This is a genomic window from Marinomonas spartinae (assembly GCF_016461715.1).
In the GTDB taxonomy this organism is placed as follows: Bacteria; Pseudomonadota; Gammaproteobacteria; order Pseudomonadales; family Marinomonadaceae; genus Marinomonas; species Marinomonas spartinae_A.
On the sequence record NZ_JAEMUI010000003.1, the window covers coordinates 74898 to 96592 of the forward strand.

At 43.8% G+C, this 21695-nt stretch carries 20 protein-coding genes; 11 read left to right on the forward strand and 9 right to left on the reverse strand.

The window, feature by feature from the left end; all coding sequences use genetic code 11:
• The first annotated feature begins 134 nt into the window (after window positions 1-134).
• The 9 genes from rlmN to JHD45_RS04050 all read left to right on the forward strand — a co-directional run bounded on the left by rlmN (window position 135) and on the right by JHD45_RS04050 (window position 10289).
• Entirely contained in the window at window positions 135-1247 is a 1113-nt protein-coding gene (gene rlmN, locus JHD45_RS04010; protein WP_199475012.1) for a 23S rRNA (adenine(2503)-C(2))-methyltransferase RlmN, read from the forward strand.
• Between the two features lie 74 nt (window positions 1248-1321).
• Window positions 1322-2050 (forward strand): hypothetical protein, encoded by a 729-nt coding sequence (locus JHD45_RS04015; RefSeq protein WP_199475014.1) that lies wholly within the window; start codon window positions 1322-1324, stop codon window positions 2048-2050.
• A 1-nt stretch (window position 2051) separates the two neighbouring features.
• Window positions 2052-3137, forward strand: a complete 1086-nt coding sequence (locus tag JHD45_RS04020) for a RodZ domain-containing protein (RefSeq protein ID WP_233407563.1) — start codon at window positions 2052-2054, stop codon at window positions 3135-3137.
• Window positions 3138-3145: 8 nt separating this feature from the next.
• Window positions 3146-4258, forward strand: a complete 1113-nt coding sequence (gene ispG / locus JHD45_RS04025) for a flavodoxin-dependent (E)-4-hydroxy-3-methylbut-2-enyl-diphosphate synthase (RefSeq protein ID WP_199475016.1) — start codon at window positions 3146-3148, stop codon at window positions 4256-4258.
• Between the two features lie 9 nt (window positions 4259-4267).
• On the forward strand, window positions 4268-5542 hold the full coding sequence (hisS, locus tag JHD45_RS04030; protein ID WP_199475018.1) for a histidine--tRNA ligase: 1275 nt from the start codon (window positions 4268-4270) through the stop codon (window positions 5540-5542).
• Between the two features lie 49 nt (window positions 5543-5591).
• Complete coding sequence (locus tag JHD45_RS04035; RefSeq protein WP_199475020.1) at window positions 5592-6233, forward strand: YfgM family protein; 642 nt, start codon at window positions 5592-5594, stop codon at window positions 6231-6233.
• Window positions 6234-6235: 2 nt separating this feature from the next.
• Entirely contained in the window at window positions 6236-7369 is a 1134-nt protein-coding gene (gene bamB / locus JHD45_RS04040; RefSeq protein ID WP_199475022.1) for an outer membrane protein assembly factor BamB, read from the forward strand.
• 92 nt (window positions 7370-7461) lie between these two features.
• Complete coding sequence (gene der, locus JHD45_RS04045) at window positions 7462-8799, forward strand: ribosome biogenesis GTPase Der (protein WP_199475031.1); 1338 nt, start codon at window positions 7462-7464, stop codon at window positions 8797-8799.
• A 341-nt stretch (window positions 8800-9140) separates the two neighbouring features.
• Window positions 9141-10289, forward strand: coding sequence for an enoyl-CoA hydratase/isomerase family protein (locus tag JHD45_RS04050; protein WP_199475033.1), 1149 nt, complete (start codon window positions 9141-9143; stop codon window positions 10287-10289).
• Window positions 10290-10319: 30 nt separating this feature from the next.
• Here JHD45_RS04050 and JHD45_RS04055 read toward each other — a convergent pair whose 3' ends face one another.
• Entirely contained in the window at window positions 10320-10472 is a 153-nt protein-coding gene (locus JHD45_RS04055) for a DUF2496 domain-containing protein (protein ID WP_199475035.1), read from the reverse strand.
• A 162-nt stretch (window positions 10473-10634) separates the two neighbouring features.
• Here JHD45_RS04055 and JHD45_RS04060 point away from each other — a divergent pair, with 162 nt between their 5' ends.
• Together JHD45_RS04060 and JHD45_RS04065 are read left to right on the forward strand one after the other, a co-directional pair.
• Complete coding sequence (locus JHD45_RS04060; protein ID WP_199475037.1) at window positions 10635-11282, forward strand: thiopurine S-methyltransferase; 648 nt, start codon at window positions 10635-10637, stop codon at window positions 11280-11282.
• Between the two features lie 170 nt (window positions 11283-11452).
• Window positions 11453-13714, forward strand: a complete 2262-nt coding sequence (locus JHD45_RS04065; RefSeq protein WP_199475039.1) for a YgiQ family radical SAM protein — start codon at window positions 11453-11455, stop codon at window positions 13712-13714.
• Between the two features lie 59 nt (window positions 13715-13773).
• Here the strand turns inward: JHD45_RS04065 and hpaR are convergent, their stop codons facing one another.
• The 8 genes from hpaR to JHD45_RS04105 all read right to left on the reverse strand — a co-directional run bounded on the left by hpaR (window position 13774) and on the right by JHD45_RS04105 (window position 21688).
• Window positions 13774-14205: a homoprotocatechuate degradation operon regulator HpaR gene (gene hpaR, locus JHD45_RS04070; protein WP_199475041.1), complete on the reverse strand. Its 432-nt coding sequence runs from the start codon at window positions 14203-14205 to the stop codon at window positions 13774-13776.
• 272 nt (window positions 14206-14477) lie between these two features.
• Window positions 14478-15392 carry a p-hydroxyphenylacetate 3-hydroxylase reductase component gene (locus tag JHD45_RS04075; protein WP_199475050.1) on the reverse strand — a complete coding sequence of 305 codons (915 nt, stop codon included), beginning with the start codon at window positions 15390-15392 and terminating at the stop codon, window positions 14478-14480.
• Window positions 15393-15439: 47 nt separating this feature from the next.
• Window positions 15440-16612 (reverse strand): p-hydroxyphenylacetate 3-hydroxylase oxygenase component, encoded by a 1173-nt coding sequence (locus tag JHD45_RS04080; protein WP_233407564.1) that lies wholly within the window; start codon window positions 16610-16612, stop codon window positions 15440-15442.
• A 266-nt stretch (window positions 16613-16878) separates the two neighbouring features.
• Entirely contained in the window at window positions 16879-18069 is a 1191-nt protein-coding gene (locus tag JHD45_RS04085; RefSeq protein WP_199475052.1) for a multidrug effflux MFS transporter, read from the reverse strand.
• A 152-nt stretch (window positions 18070-18221) separates the two neighbouring features.
• Entirely contained in the window at window positions 18222-19127 is a 906-nt protein-coding gene (locus JHD45_RS04090; protein ID WP_199475054.1) for a helix-turn-helix domain-containing protein, read from the reverse strand.
• A 159-nt stretch (window positions 19128-19286) separates the two neighbouring features.
• Window positions 19287-20093, reverse strand: coding sequence for a 4-hydroxy-2-oxoheptanedioate aldolase (gene hpaI / locus JHD45_RS04095; protein ID WP_199475056.1), 807 nt, complete (start codon window positions 20091-20093; stop codon window positions 19287-19289).
• Between the two features lie 10 nt (window positions 20094-20103).
• Complete coding sequence (gene hpaH, locus JHD45_RS04100; RefSeq protein ID WP_199475058.1) at window positions 20104-20907, reverse strand: 2-oxo-hept-4-ene-1,7-dioate hydratase; 804 nt, start codon at window positions 20905-20907, stop codon at window positions 20104-20106.
• 10 nt (window positions 20908-20917) lie between these two features.
• A complete protein-coding gene (locus tag JHD45_RS04105) occupies window positions 20918-21688 on the reverse strand; it encodes a fumarylacetoacetate hydrolase family protein (protein WP_199475066.1) in 771 nt (256 codons plus the stop codon).
• Between the last annotated feature and the right edge of the window lie 7 nt (window positions 21689-21695).

Genomic DNA, 21695 nt, shown 5'->3' on the forward strand with positions numbered 1-21695 from the left:
TCTCCCGATCTGATTGCTTAAGGCGGGCATTAGCCCGCTTTTTTACAGATGGACAGAGGCTTCTGAAAAGCGTTTTCTTTTCAGAAGCTTTTTTCGTTTACACTAAATGCTATTCGTAGCAAGCGATATTTATTATGACTGACACCAAAAAAGTAAACCTATTAGGTTTATCCCCTGAAAAATTGATTGCCTTCTTTGAATCCATCGGTGAGAAGAAGTTCCGTGCGACTCAAGTGATGAAATGGATTCATCAAAAGGGGGCGGAAAACTTTGAAGAGATGACGGATGTCAGCAAAGCATTACGTGCGAAACTGGAAACGATTTGTGAGATTCGGGCACCAGAAGTCGTTTCGCAAAATATCTCTAGCGATGGTACCCGTAAATGGATCATTCGTACTGAGGGCGGCAAAAACGATTGTGTTGAGACGGTGCTTATTCCCGATGGGGATCGTGCGACGTTATGTGTCTCTTCCCAGGTGGGTTGTTCTTTGGATTGCAGTTTTTGCTCGACTGGCAAACAAGGCTTTAATCGTAATTTGACGCCAGCTGAGATCATTGGTCAGGTTTGGATTGCGATAAAATCCTTTGGTCCAATGGATCCTAATGGCCCTCGCCGCGTGACAAACGTGGTTATGATGGGCATGGGTGAGCCTTTGATGAACTTTGAGCCTGTTGTTGATGCGATGATCTTGATGATGCACGATAACGCTTATGGGTTGTCGAAGCGTCGTGTGACCTTGAGTACTTCTGGTGTGGTGCCTAAAATCTACGAGTTAGTTAAACGTACCGATGTGTCGTTGGCGATTTCTCTGCACGCACCGAACGATGCCCTGCGTAATGAATTGGTGCCGATCAACAAAAAGTATCCTATTGCGCAATTGTTGGAAGCGTGCCAGCATTATTTGGCCAATTTGCCAGATAAGCGTCACATCACCATCGAATACACTTTGATGTCTGGTGTGAACGATAATGAAGAGCAGGCGCATGAATTGGCGGCTTTACTGGAAGATCTGGAATGTAAGGTTAACTTGATTCCGTTTAACCCTTTCCCTCATTCTGGGTATGAAAAACCCTCTAACAATCGAACTCGTCGTTTTCAGAAAATTCTGGCGGATGCTGGCTACACGGTGACGGTTCGAACCACCCGTGGTGATGATATCGATGCGGCTTGTGGTCAATTGGTTGGGGATTTCCATGACAAAACGCGCCGTAGTCAAAAATACATTGAGTTACGTGAAGTGAAGTAATGGGCTAAGGTGTTAGGTTGTTTCTTTTGAGAGACAACGGGTAAATAAATATCATTGTAGACAAGGATGTCTTAATGAAGATAATACGAGTGATCTATTTGTTAGTGGTGTGTTGGGTGATGGTTGGCTGTGCTTATCAGCGTACCGATAACGCCCTTTCTGGTATCTCGGATGAACACCGGCTGGCCCTTGCTCAAGCGCATATATTGTTAGGGCAGTTTGCGCTAAGCAAAGCCCAGCTTGATCAGGTATCAGAGGCGCACCAAGGTAGGAATTACTGGCGTTTAAGGAGTCTTTACTGGTTTAATGCTGGAAAAGAAAACAAGGCGTTAGCAGAGCATGAAAGGGCCTTGTCTTTGTATCCAGAAGATGACTTTATTTTAAATAACTATGGTGTTTTATTAGGTAAGGCAAACCACTGGCAAAAAGCATGTCACGAGTTCAAAAAAGCCAGTTTAGGTGGCTATTCTGCGCGACAATCCGTATGGATTAATTTGTCTCGATGTGAGCTGCGTCAGTTTGACGTAAAATTATCTGAAAAGGACTTAAATAGAGCAAAAGAAATTGATGATTTGCCTCTGATAGGTTTGATGACAGAGCTTAATCTTGTTTTAATACGGGGTAACCTTAGTAAGGCTCGCCTAATCTTAAATAATATCCAGGCTGATACAAAACATGCCACAAATGGTGTGTATTTTGATGAATATAACTGTCTGTCGCGGCAAGTAATCGCACGCGAGACTGACCCTACAATTTATTCATCTGCGAGCACTTTGACCTGCCTGGATCGCTCAAGGTATTGATATGACAACTGAATTCCAAGCTGACGTTCCGAATGTAGAAAAGAGTCAAATTGACAAGCCTACGGTTGATATCAACATAGGTAATCGATTAAAAGCAAAACGTGCTGAGCGTGGCTTTGATGAAAGAGAAGTGGCGACCGAACTTAAGATTCCGATTGATCAAGTACGGGCGCTTGAGTCCAATAACTTTGGTTATTTCCGCTCTAAAACATTCGCACGGGGCTATTTGAAGGCTTACTGTCGTTTCCTTGAAATGGATCAGACGGAGATTTTGATTGCTTTCGATGCGATGCAACCTGGCGTTGAAAGCACTATTAAACCTGTTGATAAAGTTATTAATAAGCAGACCAAATTTGGTGACCCTATTGTCATGTTGGTCTCTGCCGTTATTATTGCGGTGTTGATCTTCTTGGCCGTTTGGTGGCCGAGTTTTTCAAGTAAAAACACAGCAGCAATAGATAAAAACCCTCCTGTGGCAAACTCTTCTCAAGCGAACACTCCTTCTCAAGGAAATACCTCTTCTCCTGTGGTGAGTAGCACGCCGCCAGCTCTTGATCCTCTTAATGAGCAAGATGTGGACAGTGATACGGCTTCCAAGACGGGAGACACCGATATCTCGCAATCACAAGCGGCAGCAGCAAGCGCCGCTGATGAGTCAACTGATGCAAAAGTTCATACCCAAAAGGACGATGGTGTTACCACAGGTATGTCTGCGGAAACCATCGCTTTGCTTGAAAACTCAGGGGTGAATGCGAAAAAAGTTGAGCAAGAAACTAAGGCAGTGGACTCTGCGGATCTATCACAACCCTCCGCTAATGGTGAACCCGCACAACCAGCTCCAACTTATACCAATGATATTGAAGCGACCTTTGATGCCGATTGCTGGGTAGAAGTACGCGATAGTACTGGTAAGATTTTATATTCTGGCGTGAAAAACGCAGGGGATAAGTTGGATTTAACTGGCACACCTCCTTACCGTGTTGTGTTGGGTTACGCGCGGGGCGTTTCCTCTTTTGATTATAAAGGTGAGTCTTTCGACTTTTCTTCTTATACACATAAAGACCTGGCTCGTTTTGAGCTCAAGTAGAGAATATTATGCATTTTGAATCGCCTATTAAACGTCGTCAGTCTCGTCAGATTATGGTGGGTAATGTACCTGTTGGTGGGGGGGCCCCAATCAGCGTGCAAAGTATGACGAATACAGAAACTTGTGATGTAGCGGCAACCGTTGCACAGATTCGTGCGATTACCGATGCCGGTGCAGACATTGTTCGTGTGTCTATTCCTTCTATGGATGCGGCTGAAGCGTTTAAACACATTCGCGAACAGGTATCCGTTCCGTTGGTTGCTGACATTCATTTTGATTATAAAATTGCCTTGAAAGTCGCCGAATACGGGGTGGATTGCTTGCGTATTAACCCCGGTAATATTGGTAATAAAGATCGCATTCGTGCCGTGGTGGATTGTGCTCGCGATAAAAACATCCCCATTCGTATTGGCGTGAATGCTGGCTCACTAGAAAAAGATCTACAGAAAAAATACGGTGAACCAACAGCCGACGCATTAGTTGAATCAGCTTTTCGTCAACTGCAATACTTTGATGAACTGGATTTTCATGAATACAAGCTCAGCTTAAAAGCGTCTGATGTGTTTATGACGGTTGCGGCTTACCGTAAAATTGCCTCACAAATTGATAACCCCCTGCATTTGGGGATTACTGAAGCCGGTGGGTTACGCTCAGGAACGGTAAAATCCTCCATTGGTCTTGGTCTGCTTTTAATGGATGGTATTGGTGATACGCTGCGTGTTTCGTTAGCCGCTGATCCTGTGCAGGAAATTAAAGTTGGTTGGGATATGTTGCGCAGTCTTAAATTGCGTAATCGTGGCATTAACTTTATTGCCTGCCCAAGCTGCTCTCGACAAAACTTTGACGTCATCAAAACGATGAACCAATTAGAAGAGCGCCTAGAAGACATTACCATTCCAATGGATGTGGCTGTGATTGGTTGTGTTGTTAACGGTCCTGGCGAGGCCAAAGAGGCGGATCTAGGTTTGGCTGGCGGCACACCCAATAATTTGGTTTATACCGATGGTAAGCCCAGTGGTAAAGTAAAAAATGAGACGCTTGTTGATGAACTGGAAAGAATGATTCGTCAGAAAGCTGTCGCGAAAGAACGTGAACTTGCAAATATTATTGCGAAAGATTAAGGAACCACCGTGGCTCGTAAAATTCAAGCAATCAGGGGAATGAATGATATTTTACCTGGTCAATCCTCTGTTTGGCAGTATGTAGAAAATGTTGTTGCCGACGTTGCTAAATCCTATGGTTATCAGCAAATCCGTTTTCCTATCGTAGAAAATACTGACCTCTTTAAGCGTGGTGTAGGGGAAGCGACAGATATTGTTGAAAAAGAGATGTACACATTTGAAGACCGCAATGGCGAGTCATTAACGTTACGGCCAGAGGGAACGGCCAGTTGTGTACGTGCAGCGGATCAGGCTGGTCTCTTATTCAATCAGGTTCAGCGTCTGTGGTACACAGGACCGATGTTCCGCTATGAGCGACCACAGAAAGGCCGCTACCGCCAGTTTTATCAAATAGGACTGGAATGTTTTGGCATGGCGAGCGCAGATATTGATGCGGAATTGATTGTTTTATTGGCCCGTTTGTGGAAAAAGTTAGGGCTGCTTGAGCATGTGGAATTACAGCTTAATACTATTGGCGAGTCATCGGAGCGCGAAGCTTATAAAGCGGCGTTGGTAGAGTATTTGACGGGCTTTAAAGATAAGCTAGATGAGGATAGTCAGCGTCGTTTAACCACCAATCCGTTGCGTATTCTTGACTCGAAAGATGCCGATACGCAAGCCATATTGGACAATGCGCCAAATCTTGAAGACTTTATTGGTGACGAATCGCGAGCGCATTTTGATCGTTTGCAGAGTTTACTGACGGCCAATGGTGTGTCTTTTGTAATTAATCGGCGTCTGGTGCGTGGCTTAGACTACTACAGCAAAACGGTGTTTGAATGGGTGACAACGCATTTAGGGGCGCAAGCAACGGTCTGTGGTGGTGGTCGCTATGATGGTTTGGTGGAGCTCTTGGGAGGTAAGCCAACACCCGCTGTCGGTTTTGCTATGGGGATTGAGCGTTTGGTTTTATTACTAGAAACCCTCGATTTGATTCCCGAGGAGGCGAAGCCATCAACTGATCTATTTATTGTGAGCTTTGGAGAGGATGCGGAGGTGCGTTCCTTTGTGCTAGCGGAAGAGATTCGCTCACATACCAATGATCTTGTGGTGATGCGTCATTGTGGCGGTGGTAATTTTAAAAACCAAATGAAAAAGGCCAATAATTCTGGCGCGCGTTTTACCATTATTATTGGTCAAGATGAAGTGGATCAGGGTGTTTGCCAAATAAAAGATATGCAAACGGGTGAACAGGAAACGTGTTCATTCGATTCAGTCGTTGCTTATATTAATACAAAATTCTAATCGATAACCGTACAGCGCCTATTTGCGGCGTTTTGAATGAGGAATAAACGTGTCTGAGTTAAAGACTGAAGAAGAACAAATCGAAGCGTTAAAACAGTGGTGGAAGAAGTACGGTACGATTCTTCTGGTTGCTGTTGTCATTGTCGTTGGTGGGTATTTTGGTTGGCAGGCATGGCAACGTAGCCAAGCGACACACATTAGTGAGGCGTCTGCTTTGTACCAAAACTTACTTCAAGCATCTGGGGACTTATCGGATAAGGATAACCAAAAAACCGTTGCCTATATTTCTAATCAGCTTGAGAAAGACTATAGCGATACGGGATATGCCATGCTTGGCCAGCTTATTGCGGCACGTCTAGAAGTTCATAATAAGGATTATGATAAAGCGATTAGTGACCTTGAAGCGGCAGCGAAAGCAACAGATGACGCGTCTTTTAAAGCCATAGCTTATGTACGTATTGCTCGAGTATTGGCTCAAAAGGCTGATTATGCTAAAGCATTAGCGACGCTGGATAAGGTGACAGAACCGCAATTTTTGGCACAGCGAGAAGAAACGGCAGGTGATATTTATTTGTTACAAGGTAAGCGTAGTGAAGCGCGTGCCGCTTATGAAAAGGCCAGCAAAGCTTTGGGTAACAAAGTACAACATCCTTTGCTAGATATTAAACTTAGAGACTTGGTGAAAGGTTAATTATGAGTAAGTCACTTCTCGCGGGCGTTGTATTGGCTGCCTTGATGTTACAAGGTTGTTCTAGCTCGCTTCCTGCATTACCTGACCTCAAGCCCATTAAGAGTGAAGTGGATCTGCATAGTACATGGCGGACTGGCGTTGATGGCAACTTTGGTGAATCCAGCGAGCGTTATAACATCGTCGCAGAAGGGGGGTCACTGTATTTTGTAACCGATGAAGGTTCAGTCTATCAATTGTCGCAAAAAGACGGCGATAAAATTGAGCGCATTGACACCAAATATAAGCCAAGTGCAGGCGTGACTAAAGTTGGGGATAGTATCTATTTTGGTACCTATAAAGCACAGCTTGTTTCGGTATCGCTAAAAGATAAGAAAGTAAACTGGGTCAAAACCTTGAGCTCGGAAGTCTTATCCAGTCCGGGTTATGGGGATGGAAAATTAGCGGTACAAACAGGTGATGGCTGGTTAACCGTAATGGATGCGAAAACTGGTGACGTGCTTTGGCGCGCTAAAGAAGATTTGCCTCCGCTGACTGTGCGTGGTACAAGTGCCCCCATTATTGCTGATGGTAAAGTCATCGCGGGTTATGCTGATGGTCGTGTGAAAGCATATGACTTGGAAACGGGCAAAACGGATTGGGAATACGCCGTTGGTATCCCCAAAGGTCGCTATGAAATAGAGCGATTATCCGACGTGGATGGTCGTTTGGTTGTCAAAGATGGTGTAGTTTATGCTATTGCCTACAATGGCACCGTTGCCGCTTTGTCATTGCAAACAGGGCGTCCTATTTGGCAGCGTAGCATTTCAAGTGATGTTGGGGTAGCGCTTAGAGATAAGTTGCTGGTTGTGGTTAGCCAAGACAGTACCGTCTATGGTTTAAATGCTAGCAATGGTTCAGAAATTTGGGTTAATAAAAACTTGAAAGATCGAGCTTTGATTACGCCCGAGTTTTTTAGAAGTTATGTCGCTGTCATGGATAGAGGTGGTTACGTGCACTTGCTGGATCTGAAAACGGGCAAAGTGATCGCACGAGATGTCGCTCATGATGATGTGCCCTCGGGCAGCCGTATGGTGTCGGCTGATAAGCAATTGTTTATACTTACACCAGACTCTGATGTGACCGCATTAAGTTATTGAAGTCGGCTTCGGCTTTTCTAACCAGCACATTTAAAGAGGCCGCCATGCCGATATAGGGATGGTGGCCGTTTTGTATTTTTATAGGTAATAAAATGATTCCAGTTATTGCATTGGTAGGTAGACCCAATGTTGGTAAGTCAACGCTGTTTAATCGTCTGACGAAAACACGTGATGCTTTGGTAGCCGATTATCCAGGCTTAACACGTGACCGTAAATACGGTGATGGTAAAGTGGGTGAACATGAGTTTATCGTCATCGATACGGGAGGGATTAGCGGCGATGAACAGGGCATTGATGAAAAAATGGCACGTCAGTCATTATTGGCCATTGAAGAGGCCGATGTGGTTTTGTTTCTTGTCGATGGTCGCCATGGTTTGAATCCGGCTGATGAGATGATTGCCAATCATTTGCGTCGTGCGAATAAACCGGTTTATTTGGTTGTCAACAAAACGGATGGGGTGAATGAAGATATTGCGTTAGCCGATTTTTATTCAATCGGTTTAGGGGAGTTACATCCCATCGCTGCCGCCCATGGTAAAGGGGTTCACGTCTTAATAGATAAAGTTATGTTACCTTTTGCTGAACAAGTTGCAGAGGCTAAAAATGATATTCAATTGTCGGCGCGAGGCATTCGTATCGGAGTAGTGGGTCGGCCAAATGTGGGTAAATCAACACTAGTTAACCGTATGCTAGGCGAAGATCGCGTGGTGGTTTATGACATGCCAGGTACGACACGGGACAGTGTGTATATCCCTTATGTTCGTAATGACAAAGAATATACCTTGATTGATACCGCAGGTGTGCGCCGTCGTAAGCATGTGAAAGAAGCCGTAGAGAAATTCTCTATTGTGAAGACTTTGCAAGCGATCCAAGATGCCAATGTAGTGATTGTGGTGATCGATTCCCATGAAGATTTGGTTGAACAAGATCTTCATATGATTGGCTATGTGTTAGATGCTGGACGTGGTGTGGTGATCGCTGTAAATAAATGGGATGGCCTGACAAAAGATGAACGCGAGCACATTAAAAGTGAAATTGAGCGTCGTTTGGGTTTTGTTCCTTATGCAAAAGTGCACTACATTTCCGCGTTACATGGAACCGATGTCGGTAACCTATATGACACAATTGAAGCGACTTATGATTCATGTTACGCGAAATGGTCTACAAATCGTTTAACACGAATTTTAGAAGATGCCGTCGCGGAGCATCAACCGCCACTGGTGAACAGCCGTCGTATCAAGTTACGTTATGCCCACCAAGGTGGATCAAATCCGCCGCGTATTATAGTGCATGGTAATCAAACCGATGCTCTGCCTGGTAGCTATAAACGTTATTTAGAAAATAAGTTTCGAACGGTGTTGAATATTACTGGTACGCCTATCTCGTTTGAGTTTAAGTCGGGCGATAATCCATACGCTACGAAAAAGTAACAGCGAGTGGAGGCGCGGTGAATAAGGAATATTATTGACGGTCTCTTACTTTTGATTTACGAAAAAACCCCTTGTGTTTATTAAGGGGTTTTTTTATGTTTAGAATGTTGCCTTGTTATAGTTAGATCCGAACAGGGTGCCTTAATGGGCACTTAAATAGTAACCATATAAACAACAGCTAGCCGTAGACAATAAAGTTGTTTTATAGCGCGTAAATGAGCATTTTGAGACGGGTTTAACAAAGTATTGTAAAGCGGTGTCGTCAAAATAGATCTTGCTGTGACAAAATGGTGAGCAAGGATGATAGCAAGCCATTCATAACAATAAGAAAGGAGAAGGTAATGGCTAATCGATTAAGCGTAGTGGAGGCCACTGCGAGCAGTAATAGTGTTGTATTTGATGTCCTGCCGTTTGCAAAACAGTATAAAATGGGCGTTATCCAATTAAACCGTCCAGATTCGTTAAATTCCCTCACATTACCTATGATTCAAGCAATCTACACTCAATTAGAAGAGTGGGCAATGGATCAAACTGTTGTGGCTATCTGGCTGGAAGGGGCTGGAGGTAAGGCGTTTTGTGCGGGCGGTAATGTGGTGGATGTCTATCATAGTTTAGGAGAGGAAAGAGATACTTCATATTGTGAACAGTTTTTTCGTGAAGAGTATGCTCTTGATTATCTATTACATCGTTTTTCAAAACCTATTATCTGTTGGGGAAGTGGTTATGTGATGGGCGGTGGTATGGGGTTAATGATGTCCTCTAACTATCGTATTGTCACAGAAAAGAGTCGCTTATCCATGCCGGAAATTAGCATTGGTTTGTATCCCGATGTTGGTGCAAGTTACTTTCTGAATCAATTGGAAGATGATGCTATCGCACGCTTTTTGGCCTTAACGGCATATCAAGTCAATGCTACGGATGCTTGTGAGATTGGATTAGCAACACACTATTTAATGGAGCAAGATTGTGCCGAGTTAAAGCAACAATTAATGATGGCTCAAATGGCAGATTTGAATCCTGAAAAAGTCACATTAATTATTGAACAAGCATTATTTACCTTGTCTCAGTCTGATGATTTACCTTTGCTGAAACCTGAGTTGACAGCCCTGTCTCCCACTGTTGTTAGCTTGATGACTGGGGATATCCATAATATTTATGCCTCCATGTTAGCCTACTCACCAGAGTGTCCCGCCATGATAAAAGCCAAAAATACTTTTTTGACAGGCAGTCCTCTCTCTGCCCATATTATTGTTCAGCAACTTGAATGGGCAAAACATCAAACCTTAGAATCGGTTTTTGCACGAGAATTAGAGCTATCAGTGTCTTGCTGCAAGCAAGGCGATTTTTTCGAAGGTGTAAGAGCCTTGTTGGTGGACAAAGATAAGCGGCCTAAATGGCAGTATGGACGAATCTCAGAGGTTCTTGAAGAAAAGGTACAGATCCTTTTAGGTAATCAAAAATTAATCGACGCGGTAGATGCCGAAGGGTAATCTTTTAGCCTGATGGCATTTTTGCCATGGCTATTGCTCTTCTTGCTTTTGCTTTGCTTTGAAGTCAGTAAGGGCAATGGTCAATGCATCAATGATGATTTGGTTGTCGATGTTGCTTTCTTCTAACATCTCGATAAGATCGACAGCGAGCTTGATATGTGTGGGAGCATTGTCTAGAGACATTCTTTTTCCTGTCTATTAATTGTCGTATTTGACCTGTAAAAATAAAGAGGCGAACTTATATAGTAGTATGTGTCGCAAAGGTGTGTCCTGTTTTTATTTAGATATTGTCTAAGAATACAGGGGACAAGACAATGAAATCTGTGAGTACTCCGCGAGGTTGTTGTGATTACGAATGAGTTTTGGCTAGATCGTTGGCTAAATGGCCGGATAGGATTTCATCAGGAAGGAGTCAATGCTTGGCTGGTTGAGTACTGGCCGAGTTTGCCGAAAGGCAGTCATGTACTAGTGCCTTTATGTGGTAAGTCCAATGATATGATTTGGCTTGCTGAGCAAGGGTATCAAGTAACAGGAGTGGAATTGTCACCGTTAGCGGTTGTACAGTTCTTAGGTGATAACGACTTAGCCTATGAAACGCAACAGGTAGGGGATTTAAAAATCCATACCGTTGTTGGGCTACCACTGCGTATTGTTGAGGGGGATTATTTCCTTTTTAACGAGGAAGGTTTTGATGCTTGCTATGATCGGGCCGCTATGATTGCGATACCGGAAGAGATACGGGCGGACTATGTAGCCCACACAAAAGCACGGTTATCTCCTAACGCTACGTTACTGTTAGTCTCCACCAGACATGGTGGTGGGGAAGAGGGGCCTCCATTTTCTGTAGAAGATGACAGTGTTGTCTCCCTATGGGGGGATGCGATTCAGAAAGTGGCCTCGGAAGATTTGGTGCAAGCTAACCCGCAATATAAAGAGCGTGGCTACGCTTTTTTTGAAGAGAGCGTTTGGCACATAGTGCCGCAACAAAGCTAGTGACAAATAGCATGAGTGGTTTAATAAATATTCTTTATATGGCTTTGGGGATTGGCGCTGTTTACCTGAGTCGTTTTCTGGGATAATGCCGGAAAATTCACTTGATAACCTATGTCTTCATGATATGACAATGCCATTGTGTTGAAATTGACTAAGACCAAGAGCCGCTAATGACCAAACGACATAAAACTGCCAAAGAGCTTTTCTCTTACCCTTTGTATTGGGCAGAGTGCTATGGCATCTCGCCTTTTTTGCCAACCACACGAGAAGAAATGGATGCACTTGGCTGGGATAGCTGTGATGTGATCATCGTCACAGGGGACGCTTATGTCGATCATCCTAGCTTTGGCATGGCAGTTTTGGGTCGTTTATTGGAGTCGAAAGGCTACCGAGTTGGGATTATCGACCAACCAGACTGGCGTAATACGGAGGATTTTATGCGCCTTGGTCGACCAAACCTATATTTTGGTATTACCGCTGGTAACATGGATTCTATGATCAACCGTTATACAGCGGATCTTAAAGTTCGTAATGACGATGCTTATACGCCTTATGGAATAGGCGGCAAACGCCCGGATCGAGCTGTCATCGTCTATTCTCAGCGCTGTAAGCAAGCTTTCCATGATGTGCCTGTGATGATCGGTGGTATTGAAGCCAGTTTGCGCCGCATTGCCCAATACGATTATTGGAGTAATGAGGTGCGACGTTCAGTGTTGATTGACTCCACTGCTGATATCTTGCTCTATGGTAACGCAGAGCGAGCCATGCTTGAGGTGACTCATCAAATGGCGATGGGGAAAACGCTTGATGAACTCACGGATATCCGAGGCACGACCATTGTGCGTAATGCCCCTCCAGGTGGTTATACTGAGATTGATTCAACCCGAGTGGATTGGCCTGGTAAGGTAGAGAAAATCTATAGTCCTTATGAGTACATTCCAGAGGGAAAGTGTCAGTCTACAGGAGAAGCTGACAGCGATGTAATGCCGATTCGCGTGATTCCTGCACCGCTCCGTCGAGGAGAAAAGCTAGAAATGGAGAAGACCTACATTCGTCTTCCTTCGTTTGAAAAAGTCTCTAAAGATCCCGTGTTGTATGCGCATACATCACGTATTTTGCATTTGGAATCGAACCCTCACAATGCTCGGGCTTTGGTACAAAAACACGGCAAAAAAGAGATTTGGGTGAATCCGCCACCAATTCCATTAGAAACTTCTGAAATGGATGGGGTGTTTGATTTACCTTATGCACGCGTCCCGCATCCTAAGTATAAAAAAGCGCGTATTCCTGCTTATGATATGATTAAAACGTCGATCAATATCATGCGTGGCTGTTTTGGCGGCTGTACTTTTTGTTCGATTACGGAACATGAAGGTCGAGTGATTCAATCCCGTTCACACGAGTCTATTTTAAAAGAAATTGACGACATCAAAGACAAGGTGCCGGGCTTCACGGGACATATTTCTGATCTGGGTGGACCCACGTCAAATATGTATACCTTGAATTGTAAGGATGACGAGATTCAAGCCTCCTGCCGCAAGCTGTCTTGTGTGTACCCAACGATTTGTTCTAATTTGAATACGGATCACAGTCCAACGACTCAGTTATATCGTAAAGCTCGAGCCGTTGAAGGGATTCATACCGTATCGATTGCCTCAGGTTTACGCTATGACCTCGCCGTAGAAGACCCTGAGTATGTTCGAGAGCTCGTGACATATCATGTGGGCGGGTTATTAAAAATTGCTCCTGAGCATTCTGAGCAAGGTACGCTATCTAAGATGATGAAACCTGGGATGGGGACCTATGATCGCTTTAAGAAAATGTTTGATAAGTTCTCCAAAGAGGCCGGCAAGAAGCAGCATTTGATTCCCTACTTTATTGCGGCTCATCCCGGAAGTTCGGACGAGGATATGATGAATCTGGCGGTTTGGTTGAAAACCAACGACTTCAAGCCTGATCAAGTACAAACCTTTTACCCTTCGCCCATGTCATTGGCCACGGCAATGTACCACTCTGGAAAAAACCCATTGAAACCCGTGACCTATAAAAGTGAAGAGGTTTATACGCCGAAAGACTATAAGCAGCGGACGGTACAGAAAGGTTTTTTGCGCTACCATGATCCCAGTAATTGGCAAGATTTGCGTAATACCTTGATCAAAATGGGGCGTGCAGATTTGATCGGCCACGGTGCTAATAAGTTGGTGCCCGCTGAAGACAAGGATAAGCAAATACATCGCCGGCCGAAGAAAACAAAAGCTGGCCAGGCGACAGGAGCCTCCCATAGCTCTAATCGCCCCACCATGGAAAAGAATGCCGCTACAGAAAAAGCTCGTCGTAAAAATGCCCATGGTGGAAAGCCGTCTGGTCATCAAGCAGCGGGGGGCGTGGCTCAGTCAGCGAAGCGTCGTAAACCCAAGGTGAAGTCACGATAACTAACCGTATTGCTAATAGGATCATAGAGCAGGCATAAGCGCTATGCCTGCTGAGTTGGTTATTCGACATGGCTTTCTAGGGCAATGACATCACTTAACAGAAGGCTTAATTCTTTGAGCTTATCTTCACCTAATTTGCCAATCAAACGCTGGTAAGCGGCATCGACCTCTGGACGAAACTCTGCAACCACTGAGATGGCTTTAGGTGTCAATGATAATAGGGAAATACGCTGATCTTGGGGGGATTTTTTTCGCGCAATGAATCCCTCTTCTTCAAAACGTGTGACGATACGAGTTAGGCTTGGGCTAAGGATGCAACAGAGATGAGCCAGCTGCCTAGCTTCTAACTCTTCATGATCGTTCAAAACCCTTAGTACCCGCCATTGTTGTTCCGTAAACCCCGCTTTTTGTAGTACCGGACGAAAGAAGTTCATTGATGATTCACGTGCCCTTAACAACTGTAGGGGTAAAGAGTCTTCTAATTTCTTCATGAGATAATTGGGGATCCTAAGACGATTTGAGTGGTTTGCAGTCGAAAATGAAAAATCAACCGCATTCCTGAGTTTCGTTATAAAATCAAAGTTTTACATGTTAAGTTATGAATGGCAACAAGCAATATATAATGGTTTAAGTGACAAGTACCTGTCAGAGTATAGAGTGAAGATAGGCTTTTTTATAAGTACGAAGTTTAATAAGCAGCTCAGTAAAATGGTTTACCAAGCTGCTGGACTAAATTGTTGTTATCTACGAAAGGAGCAAATGGTCAGGAAAGCTGTTTGATTAAATGATGAAGGCTTTGTTTGAATGTGGTTAATTCTTTATGGTCAAAGTCAGCAAACAGTGTACTTTGCTGTTGATCAGAAATCGCCCACAGATGCTCAGCGGCATCAAACCCTTTTACCGTTAATTCAAAGTTATCATTGATTAGTCCAAAGGATTTAAGGCTTTCAAGGGCATTTGTGACATCCCTGGATGGAATGGTGACGAGGTTATCTAGATCCTCTCTGGTAATGTTTTTAGCATCACTCAGTACCAATAAAATACGTGCTTCACCCGTGCTTAATCCCGTAGAAGACTGTTTGGGCAAGTAGTTCATTTGGACTTTTTGCAGCACCTTATGCATGAGATAAATCGCGCTGTCATGGAGTCTTGCTAGAGTCTCTCCTGATGCTACATTATTGGCAGCTGTTTTTGCTCCAGTAAATGACACCGCACCAGCATAGCTTCCTTGCACATAAAGCAGGGGCGCACGGCCGTGATTTTCAAAAGCGACGACTTTACCAATCATTATCCAATGATCTCCACCATCGACAACTTGGTATTTTTCACACTGAAAATTCGCTGCAGTGTTTGACAATATAGGAGAACCGCCGACTCCCGAAGTGTATTCAATGTTGGCAAACTTATCGTCACTGGGTTTTGCAAAGTTATTAGATAAGTCTATTTGATCGGCCGCTAGTATGTTGACGGCAAAGTGCTCTGATTGTTCAAAGATGGCATAGCTACTGGAGGTTTTAACAATACTCCACAGAATAAGTGGTGGATCAAGTGACACCGAGTTAAAGCTGTTTGCAGTGACGCCAACTTGTTTTCCATCGGATGATTTAGCCGTCATAACAGTAACGCCAGTCGCGAAATTGCCCAGACAACGTCGGAATTCTTTAGGGTCAAAGCTCATAGTATTCTCTCTTATTATTATGTATGTATTTTGTTTTTAAAGTGAGATTATAGTAGTGATGGATCCGGCTCTAACCCCATGACTTCACGACCGAGGATTTGAGCGCAAACGTCATAATCCGTGTAAGCGTGTGAACCTGTCATGTGAGCATCGCGGAATAAACGTTGTGCCTCTTTATCCAATAACCAGTTTGATGCACCAATGGCATTAAATAATCTATCAACGGCTTCAATACACATTTTTGTCACGTAGGCTTGGTTTGTACGCCAATGGGCGAGAGTGTAACGATCAGGGTAGCGATGGGCTTTAGCGTATTCAGCATGCTCTTCCCATGTTTTTTCTAGGAAAGCACGAGCGGCAAGAATTTGGTGAGTCGATTCACCGGTACGAAGAATCGCGGGAATAGCGGCATGCACTTTTGCACCAGTGTAGGCTCGCACACGGTTGCTGGTCACTTCCTTGTAAACTTCGAGCATACGTTCGGCAATACCAAGAGAAATGGCCGAAAAGCCAGAAGCAAAATAAGGGCGGTAGGGTGAATAAAATAAATCACTGTCCGGATACAGGCCGTAACCAGCGGATTTACCTTCCATCATATCTTTGGCTTTTTGAATGCGGTGTTCTGGAACATAGGCATTTCTAATTTGCAGCGTCTTTGTGCCTGAGCCTTTCATTGCCATCGCATTCCAATCGTCGTCGATGGTGTAATCGGTCGCGGGAATCACCGCAAAACAGTAATCTTTAGCCCCTTCTTGATTATCACGTAAGAAGCCAACAATGGCCCATTGGGCATGATCACAGCCACTGCTCCATTTCATATCACCATTGAATAGGATACCGCCTTCCGTTTCTTCATAGCGGCCAAAGGGTGCAATACTACTGCTTGCTAGTGCATTTGGATCATTTCCCCAAACCTCATCTTGTAGCTGTTTTGGAAACAAAGCAAGTTGATGATTATGGGTACATAAAAGACTGAACGCCCAAGCCGTACTGGCACAAGCCCCCGCCAATGCAGCAATACAATCGCCAAATTCAGGAAGCGATATTTCATAGCCACCATAGGCTTTTGGTAAAAAGGCTTTATGTAATCCAACTTTTTTAAGAAGGTCGATATTCTCAGATGGTACTTTTCTGAGTTCTTCGGTTTTTGTCGCGTTTTTAGCGATGTCTGGTAGAACAGCTTGAAGGTCTTTTAATAAAGGATTAGCACGTTTCATCATTTTTCTCTCTATTTTGTTTTTGTTTTGATTGGAACAGTATTAGACGGGAGAAAGATTTAATGAATGTGCTTTTTTCACAAAAGTTAGGACTTTTCTAGAATGGGGTGCTTGCCTGTTTAGAAAAACACCAAGACGAATATCTCTAGAAATGGCAGGGATTTCTTGACAATACCCTAAGTGAAATAGATAGACTCACAAAATTAAGACACACTTTTCGATAGTCAAAATGCTTGGTGTGATCATCGGGCGGTTTTACGTTCAATATATCAAACCTGCTTAGCTCGCGTTATCAATGTGCTAATAAAACAGCTACTGCATAGTATGCCGCAACTTCCCATCATAATAAGTAAAATTTGCGGGGAGCCATCGAAAAGCAAGCTGGCGATGTAGCTGATCAGGCTCCCCATGGCAAATTGAACAGCAACCAATAATCCTGACGTGGTGCCGGCTTTATCAGGTAATTGGGAGAACAGAATAGCCAAGCTGTTAGCGCCAATAGCGCCGGTAACCGATATATAAATCATGGTTGCAGCAATAAATAGCGTCATAGGCACTTGAGTGAAAAAGTACGCATACCAGATCATTAGTGTTGCAGAGAAAGAAACAAATATCATGCAATAAAGAGCCGCTTTCACAGTGAAGCGTTTACTTAAATATGAATTCAGTAACGTGATTAGGATGATGGCGAATATATTGGCCGAAAAGAGCATAGCGTAGTGCTGCTTTGAAATATGGTAATGCTCTATGTAAATAAAAGAGGAGGTCGCAATAAAAGCAAACATACCAGCAAACGAGAACGCATTAGTTAGTGCGTATTGAACCACGAGAGGTGCCCGTAAGCAGATGAGATAGTTTTCCACATAGTGAGTAATGTGAAAGGATTGCTTTTTCTTACTCTGTTCAGAAGGCAGAATCCAGATGCTGCTAAGTAGCGTGATAAGAGAGAATAAGGCTAGAACGTAAAAAATCCAACGCCAATCAAAATGGTCGACAATGGCGGCACCCAAAATAGGAGAAACGAGCATCACCATCATCGAAATGACGTGCATATAAGAAAGAATAGATGCGGCTCTTTTTAGTTCAAATAGGTCTCTTACCAGCGCTCTACCTAAGATAGAGGCTGCCGCACCGCCTAGGGATTGTAAAAAACGATAGGCAATAAGACTCTCACCTGAGGCCGCAATAGAACAGCCAAAACTGCTTAAAAGGTAGCAGATAATGCCCACGATCAAGAGGCTTTTCCTACCTAATAAATCTGATAGAGGGCCAAAAAGCAACATGCCTAATGCCATCCCTAATAGAAAAACAGTAATGGTTGTTTGAATGATTTGATTGCTGGTTCCTAAATCATAGGCGATGGTTGGCAAACTTGGTAGGTACATATCGATGGATAAAGGACCAAATGCCACAAGGCAGCCAAGCAAGGGAATTAACAGTCTACTTTTTAACGAATTCATAAGGCTCGTTCTTCGATAACATGATTAATAGCAGTGGTCGCGCAATCGATATTTTAGTGTTCACTGCCTCTTTAAATACTAGTGGCTCTGAGTATCTTGAATTGCCAAGAGGCGAGTGTTTATCAATCCACTTCAATTGGTTGAATTCAAGGTTAAGTTGGCTCTGTTCTGTGGTGTTTCCGAAACTCTGATGGGCTGATATTTGCGTGTTTAATAAAGAAGCGAGAAAAATAAGAAGGATCTATATAGCCCAGAGTGTAGGATATTTCAGTTAAGTTTTTGTTGGTGTGGGTAAGTAGGCGTTTAGCTTCCAAAAGAATCCGATTATTGATCATTTTCTTTGGACTGACACCGGTGATTTTTTTACACAGGTAGTTTAATCGGCTTTCATTGATGTTCAATTGCTGGCAATAGAATTGAATTTGTTTTTCTTTGAGGAAGTATTTTTCAATAAGAGTACTGAATTCTCTAAAACAAAGAATCTCATTTTGACTGTGTTGCTTTTTGGGATGTTCTTCACCAGACAGTCTTAACATATTGATAAAAATAAGTTTTACAATAGATTCGATGCTGTTCTGTTGATAGAGCGAAGAATTCCCCCATTCTGCTTTGAGCATCTTAAAAAGGTTTAATAGTTGTTCCCAATACACGTTATCTGTTTCTGATGCCTTTTGTTTATCAATACAGAAGGGCATCAGCAAGGATTCTTGATTGCTGTATTTGTTTAGCTCAACCATAATTTTTTGCAGATGGCTACTATGGATGGTAATCACGTAACCAGGAGCAGTTGGTTCCGTTAAAAACGCATGAGGCGTCGCGGGTGGGGTGTAAAAAGCGGCACAGTCTTCAGCTTTGAACACGTTTTGATCGATATTAAAAAGCGTTTTACCGGATAGAATAAGGTGGATTTGACAATACTCGGCATGCAAATGCATGGGCATATCGCGGCCAAAAAAGTCCGCCATCCTGCCTAGCACATCAAAGTGAATGGTCGCGTCTTGATAGGCTTTATCGTAGTCTTGACCAATATTAATATTCGGTATCCATTCTTTGTTCATGGTAAAGCATTCTTATTTTTATTAATGAATAATTGCTGTTAAAAAAGGCCAGCCTATGAATTGTCATAGTGCTGGCAAAAGTAAGGGTGATCAAGTAATGATCATAAAACTGAATGCCGTATGGGAGGAGATCGACATCCAGATTACAAGCAGCAGACGCTAATAGACGGATGCTGTTGCCTCTTCTAGTGAGTTGGGGTCACCTTTGAACTCACTCACTAAAGCCTTGGTGCTATTCATCAGTAAGCCAGTATCACTACCAACGGCGACAAATAATGCTCCTAAAGATAAATAATGTTTTGCTTGTTTCTTGTCTGCCATCAAAATGCCGGGGGCTTTGCCAGCAGCTACAATCTTAGCAATACTTTCTTCTATTACCTTAACCACGTCAGGGTGATTGGGTTGACCAATATAACCAAGGGACGCACTAAGATCCGCCGGGCCAATAAATACGCCATCGACCCCTTCAACCGCCAGAATGTTGTCCAGCTCTGCAACGGCTTGAACGGATTCAATTTGCACCAACACACAGATTTCGTCATTGGCGGTTTTTAGATAATCAGGCGTTCTATTGAACTGTGAAGCCCGTGCTAGTGCACTGCCAACGCCACGAATGCCTTCTGGAGGGTAGCGGGTGGCTTTGACAATTTGTTTTGCCTGTTCAGCACTGTCTACCATGGGGGCCAAAATGGTTTGCACACCAATATCTAGGATTTGCTTAATGGCCACATGATCTGCCCACGCAGGGCGAACAATAGGGTGGCTAGCAAAAGGGGCAATGGCTTGCATTTGGCCAACCATCGTTTGCAATGTGTTGGGGGCATGCTCGCCATCGATCAATAACCAATCAAATCCAGCTGACGCAATCAGTTCCGCTGTGTAATTATTGGCGAGTCCTAGCCAGAGGCCAATCTGTGCTTGACGTTCTTTTAGCGCGGTTTTAAAGGTATTTTTTGGGGCAGACATTCATAACCTCCTAGGCAAAATGGCAAGACACAGAACCCAGTGGACCATAGTCAACGTTAAAGGTATCGCCTTTTCTTGCAGCAATGGGGCGCGTGAAAGAACCGCCTAGAATAATCTGACCCGTTTCTAATTCCACATCAAACGGGGCCAGTTTATTGGCGAGCCAAGCAACACCATTAGCTGGGTGATTGAGCACGCCAGCTGCCACACCAGTTTCTTCTATAATGCCATTTCGCTGCATGATAGCAGCAGCCCATCGTAAATCCATTTCATCCACTTTGATAGGACGGCCGCCTAGAATAATGGCGGCGTTAGCAGCATTGTCTGAAATCGTATCAAAAACTTTTCTTGGGCGTTTAGTCTCAGGATCGATAGATTGGCTGCGTGCGTCGATCAGCTCTAATGCTGGAACAACGTAGCCTGTGGCATCGTACACATCAAAAATCGTGCAGTTAGGCCCTTTTAACGGTTTATCGAGAATGAAGGCTAATTCGACCTCGATACGTGGTACAATGAATTTGTCCGTTTCAATCTCACAGCCATCGTGATAGAGCATATCGTCCAATAGTGTGCCGTAGTCTGGCTCATCAATTTGAGAACTCATTTGCATGGCACGAGAGGTTAAGCCAATTTTATGGCCAATAATTTTACGGCCTTCATTGAGTTTGATCTGCACCCACTCACGCTGGATGGCGTAGGCATCTTCAAAAGTGATGTCTGGGTAATCAAGGGAGATTTGACGAATCTGCTTGCGCTCTTTTTCCGCTTGGTTAAGGCGTTGTGCGCAGGAGGTAATAATATCTTTAGAAAGCATGTCTCTCCCCTTATTGTTTATTAATCGTTTTTAGGTATTCCGTTTCTGAAATGATGGTATTTTTAAGAATACCAACGCCTTCTACTTCGGTCGTAATCACATCCCCTGATTTCACATCGGCCAAGCCTTCTGGCGTGCCGGTAAAAATCATATCCCCAGGCGACAAGGTCATGATGTCACTAAGGTAAGCGATTAATTGAGGGATGTTAAAAACCAAGTCTTTTGTATTGCCTTCTTGTTTGAGCTCGCCGTTGATATAGGTGCGAAGAACCAAGTTGTGAGGGTCTTTGACATCTTTCGCATCGACAAGGTAGGGACCGATTGGTGTGCATGTGTCACGGCTCTTAACGCGTAAGTTTGGACGGTAGTAGTTTTCCAAATAGTCACGAATGGCGTAATCGTTACCCACTGTGTACCCACCCACGTAATCCATCGCGTCGTCGACAGAAACGTTTTTGGCTTGTTTGCCAATGACGACAACCAGCTCACACTCATAGTGCATGTAATCCACATTGTCTGGTCGATAGGTGTGTTGGTTATGACCGATCAACGAGTTGTTGTTTTTTAAAAACACAAGTGGTTCATCGGGTGCTTTGAATGACAGCTCGGCCGCATGGTCAGCATAATTAATAGCAAGCACAAAGATTTTTCCGTCACAAGGGGGCAGCCAAGTGAAGGAACCTTCCTCAAGCACCTTGCCTTCTTGCGTAACGACTTGGTCTTTTTCATTCACCGTGACATGCAAAGTTTCATGGTTAAATAGTATACGAGCACTCTTCATGTCTTTT